Genomic DNA, 8,481 nt, shown 5'->3' on the forward strand with positions numbered 1-8,481 from the left:
GTTGAATTAACTGTTGTGTTACGCAATGGTCTTTATAATGTTTTGAGGAGAGGTCTCAAATCCCCTCACTAATGAATATAAAGCAAGTACCCTATTTTCTATATGAACAAAAAACATTATTACATATTACTTACTAAATATAAATCAACCGATTTAAGGCAATTTCTGAATAAAAACTTTGATTTAAAATTGCTTGACTATATATTGACTAACAAAAACTCATATTACAAGACATATACTTTACCTAAAAAAAATGGTGGTTTTAGAGAAATAAATCAGCCCCTGAATAAGTTATTCGATATTCAAAAAGAGTTTTCAAAATATTTTATTATTAAAAGAGGTAATTATAATGAGATCTCACATGGCTTTGAACTCGAAAAAAGCATTTTCACCAACGCACAAAAACATACAAATAAAAAGATTGTTCTAAATATTGACCTTGAAGACTATTTCCTTAATATAACCAAAGAACAGGTATCAAAAGTCATACTGGAAAAATTTAATTTAACCGATTTTGAAGCGAATTATTTTGCTGATTTATTCACAATAAACAATCATTTACCCCAAGGTTCTCCAACATCTCCTATTTTATCTAATTTTGTTTGTGACGAACTTGATAAAAAATTAAGAAAGTATTGTAAACGATTCAATATTACCTATACAAGATATGCTGATGATTTAACTTTTTCATTTCATTTCGACAAACTTCCAATAATTCAAATAACTGAAATTATATTAATTATTGAAGATTTAAAGTTTAAAGTAAATAGAAAAAAATTCAGGTGGTTTTATCAAAATAAGAGGCAAATCGTTACTGGATTGGTTGTTAATAAAAAGGTAAATGTTAAACGTGAGTTTTATAAAAATATACGCGCCACCTTATGGAACTGGGAACATAAAGGCTTGGAATGGTCGTTAGAAGAATTTAGTAAAAAATATCCTAAACGAAAGAGTTTTAATAAAACAGTAAAAGGGTGGATAGATTATATTGGGTTCATCAAAGGTAAAGAGCACAAGTATTATACTGAATTGAATGCAAAGTTTAAACTATTAAATGCCAAAACATGAATATCCAGAGCTATTTAAATGATTTAAACTCTTTGAAATCTAAGAATCTTTTTACCATCAAAAAAATTGATTGGTGGCTTTTAAAACATTCAGATTTTTATAACGAGACTTCTGATTTTGTATACAGCCAACACCTTTTCAAAATGGACGATGGTTCAATTGTCCGACTTCCGCCATTTGGCGAACCAACTGACCAAGAAAAATTTTTGGACTTGTACAAAGCACTGGACACAATTTGCGAATTTCATCGCAATGAAAAATATTTCGAGCAGGAATTAACGCAATACCAAAAAATTAAGGATTCACAATCGGACTTAAAAATTTGGATTGCAAAAAACGAGGATTTAGGAGCAGAAAAATATGTTTGTTTTCTAGTTGACTATTTGGACTATTCAGAAAATGCAGAGCATTTAAACGTTTACGTTCATTCATCAGAAGATCTTGAAATTTATATTCACCGACAAGATTTTAAGAATACAATTGAGTTTCTTGAAATCTTTAATGAACTTTATTGGGTAAAAGAACTTTTACCGGAGAGTCTGGAACGAATTAGAATCGAAATGGAAAAGAACAAAAATCAATACCAACAATGGAAATGAGTAATTAATTGTTCTCGCCTACTCGGAAAATCGACAAGAATTTTAAGTTTGGTATATTCTTGCAAAAGGTAATTCTAACTCACGCAACGAAGTCATAACCTAAACCATTGGCGACAAGTTAAAACAAAGCTAGTAACAATTTATCCAAGAGTTGTAAATGAAAATTGAAAAAAAATTTTATAGCAATCAACAATTAAAAGAAATTGGATGTTTAATTGATGACAGAAAAGATGGAGAGTGGAAATATTATCACGAAAACGGTAATTTATCAGCTATAGGTCAATATTCAGAAAAAATTATATGTACGTGTGGACATATTTCACAATGGCAAAGAAGAGTTGGAATATGGAAAATATTTCACCAAAATGGAATTTTGAAAGAAGTAGGTGAATATAATAAAGGATTTAAAAAAGGGAACTGGAAAGAATACTCAGAAAAAGGTCAAATATTGTCTTATGGAAATTTTCTGCAAGGTGAAGAAAATGGAGATTGGAAATATTATTTTGATAATGGTCAATTAGAAAAAGAAGGGGCTTATGAATGCGGTTTTGAAATTGGGGAATGGAAAACATACCATCGAAATGGACAAATAAAAGAATTAGGCTTATATTCTAAAAAACACAATAAAATTGGGGAATGGAAATACTATTTCGATAATGGTCATTTGGAAAAAACAGGCAAATACACTAATGGACTAGGTCCAGTTCTATACATTGATTTTAATGAATTCGACGGCAAAAAAGAGTATCAAATGGTGGGCTCAAAATATAGTACTAAAATGATTGGAGAATGGAATTTTTTTTACAAAAATGGTGCTCTGAAAGAAAAAGGGAATTATATTGTTGATAATAAAGAAAAAGGTCCTCTTGACAAAAAAGATGGTGAATGGGTTTTGTATCATAAAAACTCTAAAATTCATCAAATTCAATTATGGGATTCTGGAAGATTAATGGATATTATTTGCTGTTTTGATTCAAATGGAAAAAATTTGGACAAAGGAAGTATTGTAAATGGTAATGGAAGTTTAAAACTATATGATGAAAACAATAAATTATATAGATTGGAAGAATATGTTGGAGGTTATGAAAATTTTAGAAAATCAAAAAACATTTAATAAATCCAGTGGCTAACAAAGCAATAGTTGATTGCTTCTGACTTTCCAAAAGGAAAGCTTCCGCCGATTTTCAAGCATAGAAACCATATACAAGTCTTTGATTACCTAGCAAAATCACTGCAATCAATAAAATATCAAGAACATAACCTTTAAATATGATATGGACTCTTACTATATTTTTTGGTGTAATAATTAGTACTCTAATTGTTTATCGGCAATTAACGGAGAAGAAAAAATATCAGGACGCCACTTACGTATCTAACTTACAGCAAATCAAATCATTTTTTGATATCATACAAAGATTTGATGACTATATTACTTGGGTAAAACGGGATAAAATCAAATCAAAGTATTCTGCTATTGGTAAATACTTTAAGGGCAAATCCAATTATTACAAAAAAGAAGATAGTGTCAGAAAGTTTAATGACATATTTCAAAATTTTGATAATTACATAGTTGATTACAATAAAAACTATGTTCAAATTCAAAAAATCAAACTTCGCCAATATTTTGATGATATTGAAGGTAAAAAATTAGATGACCAACAACGAACCGCTCTCATAACAGACGAATATTCAAACCTGATTATTGCAGGAGCAGGTTCAGGCAAAACCTTAACCATTATAGGTAAAGTAAAATATCTCTTAGAGAAGAAAAACGTCAAGCCTAATAGTATTTTACTTTTATCGTTCACAAGAAAGACCGTCGATGAATTAAATGAACGGCTAAAATATTTAGGGCTTAGCGCCAGGGCAGTAACTTTTCACAAATTAGGATACAATATCATTAAAAGATTTTCCAATTCTCTTCAGGCCGTAACAAATGAAAACACCCTAAATAATATCATTAAAGAATATTTAGGAAGTGAAATCTTTAAAGATGCCAAAGCATTGGAGGCATATATTGTTTATGTGGCTTGTTACATGAACATTCCCGAAGAACATGATAGCTATGAATCTCTTGGTGAGAAATTAGACACTGAAAAGGGAATTGATTTTCAAACTTTAAAATCTAAATGTGAACCTGAACTTCTAAACAAAGTTGAAAAGTCTTCTTTAGACACCCTACAGGGTGAAAAAGTAAAAAGCGTTGAAGAACTTACTATAGCAAATTTCCTTTATCTAAATGGTATTGAATACGAATATGAAAAACCTTATCCTTTTGGAGAAACTGTATATCGACCAGATTTTTATTTAACAGACTACGACATTTATTTAGAGCACTTTGGTGTTGATGAAGATAACAGGGCAAAATGGCTGACACCATTCAATGAAAAGGAATATGTAGAGCAAATGGAACTGAAAAGAGAGACTCATAAATTATATGGCACCAAGCTTCTAGAAACATATTCCTACTATAATCGTGACCGTATTTTACTTGATAAACTGAGTGAATTGTTGAAAAATGAAAATGTGAATTTTAAACCACGAGACGCTCATAGTATCTTCTCAAAAGTCAGTGAAAAGGATAGAAATTTTGGAAAAGAAATAATAAATCTAATAGGTGCCTTCATTAACCTTTGTAAATCAAGACAATTGGATTATAATGCAATTATCTCCTTGTTTTCTGACAAAAGTAAAGCCCCTAACAAGTTTATGCTGGAAAGGCAACAAAACTTCTTAAAATTTGCAATTCCAATCCTAAAAAAGTATGACAATATTTTAAAAGAGAAATGTGAAATTGATTTTAACGATATGATAAATCAAGCCACCGACCTAGTAATTGAAAACAAACCAAATTACGAATATCAGTACATTATCATTGACGAATATCAAGATATTTCTTTCTCACGTTTCAGTCTAATTAAAGAAATTCGAGATTTATCTGGGGCAAGGTTAATTTGCGTTGGCGATGATTGGCAGTCCATTTATCGTTTTGCAGGAAGCGACATTTCTTTGTTTAGTAATTTTGAAAAATGGGTTGGAAAATATGAGCGATTATTTATTGAGCAAACTTATCGAAACTCACAATCACTTATAGATATAACATCCAAGTACATTCAAAAAAACAAAAAACAAATACCTAAAAACCCAAAGTCTAAAAAAGGACCCCTTGAGAATCCAATTAAGTTTGTTTATTATTCACAAGATAACGCTGACCAGGTTTTCCTTAATGAAATTCAAGCACTAGTAGGCAAAAATGGAGATAAGCCAATTTTGGTTCTAGGACGTCATAGTTTTGACATTAATGAATTTATCAAACTTACCCCTAACAGTAAAATAAAGTATTATGAATACAATAATAAACTTGAAATAAAAGGATTTGAGGACCTTGATATTAAATATATAACTGTACATAAATCAAAAGGGCTAGAGGCCGATAATGTTATTGTGCTGAATCTTAAAAACCATTTACTCGGTTTTCCTAACAAAATGACAGATGACCCAATGTTATCTCTATTACTTAGTGACAATGAAGCTTATCGCTTTGCTGAGGAACGACGGTTATTTTACGTGGCATTAACCAGAACTAAAAACGAAGTTATACTACTTATTCCTACTGATGTTTCTTTGTTTGCTGAAGAATTAATTGTAGACAACGAATTTTTGATTACTTCAGACAATGAAAAATTAAGTAAAACTAATTGTCCGTATTGTCAAACTGGACAATTAGTTATTAGGCAAAACACATTAAAGAAAAACCAGTTTTTAGGTTGTTCCCATTATCCAAGTTGCAATCAAACATTCAATAACATTGAAATTTTAGAAAACACTATTCTATGTTCTAGTTGCAAAAGTGGATTTATGACTAAAAGAAGTGGAAGGTTTGGAAAGTTTCTAGGTTGTACAAACTATCCTAAATGTGAAAACACTATAAATTTGGAATAACATAACCTAAATAGATGACAGCATTTACCATCAAAATACGATTGAATAATATGCCGAGAAAAGTTAGCTTTTTGGCATTTGACAAATTGCCAAGTTTTTAATCAATAAAATAATGAAGGTAATTTACTTGCTATTCTGGTTTTAAATCTTTTGGAAAATAGAAAGGCTTAGCATAGTCCCAATAACAGTATTCGAAGTTATCATATACTCTATCAGAAAGTTTGCCATTAGGGTTGATACGTCTGTAACTAACATCTAAAGTACCATCTTCATTTATTATTTCCTCGTATTGCATATTTGCTTGATTTTTCTGGTCTAAGTAAATCAGCGGGATAATAATTAAGCCAGAGGTAAAGTTATAATGGCTACATTTGCTCATAGGGTACAAATAGCTAGTTTTCAAAAATAGGAAGTTATAACTAATTGTGAAGATTTATTGAAATAAATTAAAAAATGAGAATTCTGAGAAATGGAGAATGGTTTAACTAATAAAGACGGAAAGCCCAGTGTTTATTATTGGTTAATTATATTTATAATAGTCATTATAATTATTTATGCAAAAGTGACTGGAAATATGCCAGATGATTAAAATAATTTTAATAACAAACAATAAAGGGAGCTATTCACTCCCTTTTAACCTATTAATTTCTATACTAACCCTCTTTTGCACAACCTTCCCATAGCTGTCTTGTGTTATTTTCATGCTAGAATGACCTAAAAGCTCACTCACAATTTCCATCGGTACATTGTTATATAATAAAACAGTACTTGCAAAAGTTCTCCTAGCCATATGTGTGGTAAGTTTTTTATCTAAGCCTACAATAGCACCAATTTCTTTTAAATAAGAATTGTACTTCTGGTTGGTGATTCTAGGAAAAATATAGTTATCGATACCAGAATAGACATTTAAAATCGTTTCTGCTTTTGGAAGCAACGGAATTGATAAATTTTTAGATGTTTTTTGCCTTTTTATCTGAACCCATTTATTCCCGTCGAAACCCACCACAATATGTTTAGTTTCTAAATCCATCAATTGCTTATAAGGTAACCCTGTATAACAACAGAAAATAAAGAGGTCTTTTACTAGTTTCAGCCTTGGTTGTGAAAACTGATGTTCTTCCAGTTTTCTTAGTTCTTCAGGGGACAGAAAAACAATACTATTCTTTGTTCTTTTAGCCTTGTATAACATAAAAGGGTCTTTATCCAAATAATCTTCTGCCACAGCTATTCTAATAGGCTTTCTAAAGCGTTGTATCATCTTATTTATAGTGGCTTGACCTAATCCTTTCTCTGTTTTTAAATAATACTCAAAATCGGCTAAAAATTGCAATTTTAGTTTTGTTAATGGATAATCACTGCACTTATATTTATGCTTAATAAAATCCTTAAAGTGTCTATAAGCATAGTCAAACTTAACCCAAGTAGCTCTTTGAATATCAACACTTATAAGCCTTTTTAAGGACTCTAGATAACGTTTAAAAGCTTCAAGAGTACCTTGTTCTTTTTGGGTCTTTTCTCCCTTATATTGTATGTATATATCCTCTACCGTAAAGCTTTCTTCCTTAACCTGAAGTATTAAAAAAGCCTGAGAAAGTTTGGTCTTAATCAGGCTTAATTGTGTGTTCTTTAGTTCAGCATCGAGTTCTGGTGGTTTGACCAGTTGCTGTTTACGATGCCAATTATTTGGATTTATAAATTGTCCTGTGGCAAATTGTTTTCTCTGCTTTAAGTAAGTTAACCTACATGTGATACCACACAATCCTCTACTATTTACTTTATGCTTATTTATTGTATATAATATGTTTAGTTTCATGACTTTTTCTAAATTATAAAATGAACGATTTTTGTAACATCTAATTTATCAAAGTGACAAATAGACAAATACTTTTAAAAAATGAATATGGATAATCTACAAGTGATTGCTTTATTTTTGGAAATAACTGGATTTAGTTTAGCCCTATACCATGTTTATATGAGTAATTTTTCATCCAATACAAAGAAATATGCTCGGAACTTCATTGAAAATACAGGGATTAGAGATATGTCATATGACTTCTCGTCAGGCTTAGATAAAGATGAAATGAGGTTTAGACCAATGGCAGAAAGGGATAAAATTATGTATAACCGAATGACAGTTTCCCTATTCCAAATTATAATAACTGTATTACTATTTGTATTCTATGACATTGGTAGCGGTTTTTTTTATTCTATACTTGAGTTTTTTGTTTTTTCAATTTTAGCATTTCCTTTAGCTTTAGTATTACATTTTATTGTTTTCAGGATTATACTAAACACCATATTGTTTTTTCTATATAAAATCGGCAAGAATGATTACATTTCAGGAATAGGTTTCTTCTTAGCGGGAATAGGCTTAATTATTGAAACTATTCAAGTTTTTGAAAGCCATTTATGGTGGATGATATTTATAGCGTGGATTATTGGAATACTAATTATTTTACCATTAATTATTCATTATAGGTCCAAGCGGAAAAATACCTCTAAGGGCTAATTAATAAGTTTCAATGGGAGTCTTTTTTTTAATAATGGGAAACCCTATAGGAGTCTTTTTCGAAGAAAAAACTTGGCAAGTTGACTTTTGGAAGGAAAATGCACATAATGCATACAATGCAGTTATACCAAGGGATAACTCAATAAAAAAAGCCCAAACTACAGATGTAATTTAGGCTTTTAGGTGGTCCCACCTGGGCTCGAACCAGGGACTTTCTGATTATGAGTCAGATACTCTAACCAACTGAGTTATAGGACCGTTTATATTTTTCTTTTATCCATTGTTTCCCATATCCAGATTTTAGATACTTTTCTCGCTTCCTAGCTTCTTCCCTTGTATTAAAATCTTCAAAGAAAAACAATT

General features: G+C 30.3%; 7 protein-coding genes and 1 tRNA gene. 5 read left to right on the top strand and 3 right to left on the bottom strand.

What is annotated here, in order from left to right; genetic code table 11:
* Positions 1–204 precede the first annotated feature (204 nt).
* From MR054_RS08000 to MR054_RS08015, 4 genes are all read left to right on the top strand, one after another.
* Entirely contained in the window at positions 205–1,068 is an 864-nt protein-coding gene (locus MR054_RS08000; protein WP_242157368.1) for a reverse transcriptase family protein, read from the top strand.
* A complete protein-coding gene (locus tag MR054_RS08005; protein WP_242157369.1) occupies positions 1,065–1,667 on the top strand; it encodes a hypothetical protein in 603 nt (200 codons plus the stop codon). The genes MR054_RS08000 and MR054_RS08005 overlap by 4 nt, the downstream gene beginning before the upstream one ends.
* Before the next feature lie 157 nt (positions 1,668–1,824).
* Positions 1,825–2,781 carry a toxin-antitoxin system YwqK family antitoxin gene (locus MR054_RS08010; RefSeq protein ID WP_242157370.1) on the top strand — a complete coding sequence of 319 codons (957 nt, stop codon included), beginning with the start codon at positions 1,825–1,827 and terminating at the stop codon, positions 2,779–2,781.
* Positions 2,782–2,936: 155 nt separating this feature from the next.
* Entirely contained in the window at positions 2,937–5,609 is a 2,673-nt protein-coding gene (locus MR054_RS08015) for a UvrD-helicase domain-containing protein (protein ID WP_242157371.1), read from the top strand.
* A 130-nt stretch (positions 5,610–5,739) separates the two neighbouring features.
* Here MR054_RS08015 and MR054_RS08020 read toward each other — a convergent pair whose 3' ends face one another.
* Both MR054_RS08020 and MR054_RS08025 read right to left on the bottom strand, forming a co-directional pair.
* A complete protein-coding gene (locus MR054_RS08020; protein WP_242157372.1) occupies positions 5,740–6,012 on the bottom strand; it encodes a hypothetical protein in 273 nt (90 codons plus the stop codon).
* 216 nt (positions 6,013–6,228) lie between these two features.
* Positions 6,229–7,422 (bottom strand): site-specific integrase, encoded by a 1,194-nt coding sequence (locus MR054_RS08025; protein WP_242157373.1) that lies wholly within the window; start codon positions 7,420–7,422, stop codon positions 6,229–6,231.
* 87 nt (positions 7,423–7,509) lie between these two features.
* On the opposite strand from MR054_RS08025, the gene MR054_RS08030 reads away from it, so the two are divergent.
* A complete protein-coding gene (locus MR054_RS08030) occupies positions 7,510–8,118 on the top strand; it encodes a hypothetical protein (RefSeq protein WP_242157374.1) in 609 nt (202 codons plus the stop codon).
* Between the two features lie 184 nt (positions 8,119–8,302).
* On the opposite strand, the gene MR054_RS08035 is transcribed toward MR054_RS08030, so the two are convergent.
* Positions 8,303–8,376, bottom strand: a tRNA-Ile gene (locus MR054_RS08035).
* Between the last annotated feature and the right edge of the window lie 105 nt (positions 8,377–8,481).

Origin of the sequence: Aestuariivivens sediminis (assembly GCF_022662105.1) — a bacterium.
GTDB classification, from domain to species: Bacteria; Bacteroidota; Bacteroidia; order Flavobacteriales; family Flavobacteriaceae; genus Aestuariivivens; species Aestuariivivens sediminis.

What these genes read in the sequence shown, in the direction of transcription:
- MR054_RS08030 (WP_242157374.1), top strand. Translation starts at nt 7,510, where the DNA reads ATGGATAATCTACAAGTGATTGCTTTATTTTTGGAAATAACTGGATTT.
- MR054_RS08025 (WP_242157373.1), bottom strand. Translation starts at nt 7,422, where the DNA reads ATGAAACTAAACATATTATATACAATAAATAAGCATAAAGTAAATAGT.
- MR054_RS08005 (WP_242157369.1), top strand. Translation starts at nt 1,065, where the DNA reads ATGAATATCCAGAGCTATTTAAATGATTTAAACTCTTTGAAATCTAAG.
- MR054_RS08015 (WP_242157371.1), top strand. Translation starts at nt 2,937, where the DNA reads ATGATATGGACTCTTACTATATTTTTTGGTGTAATAATTAGTACTCTA.
- MR054_RS08010 (WP_242157370.1), top strand. Translation starts at nt 1,825, where the DNA reads ATGAAAATTGAAAAAAAATTTTATAGCAATCAACAATTAAAAGAAATT.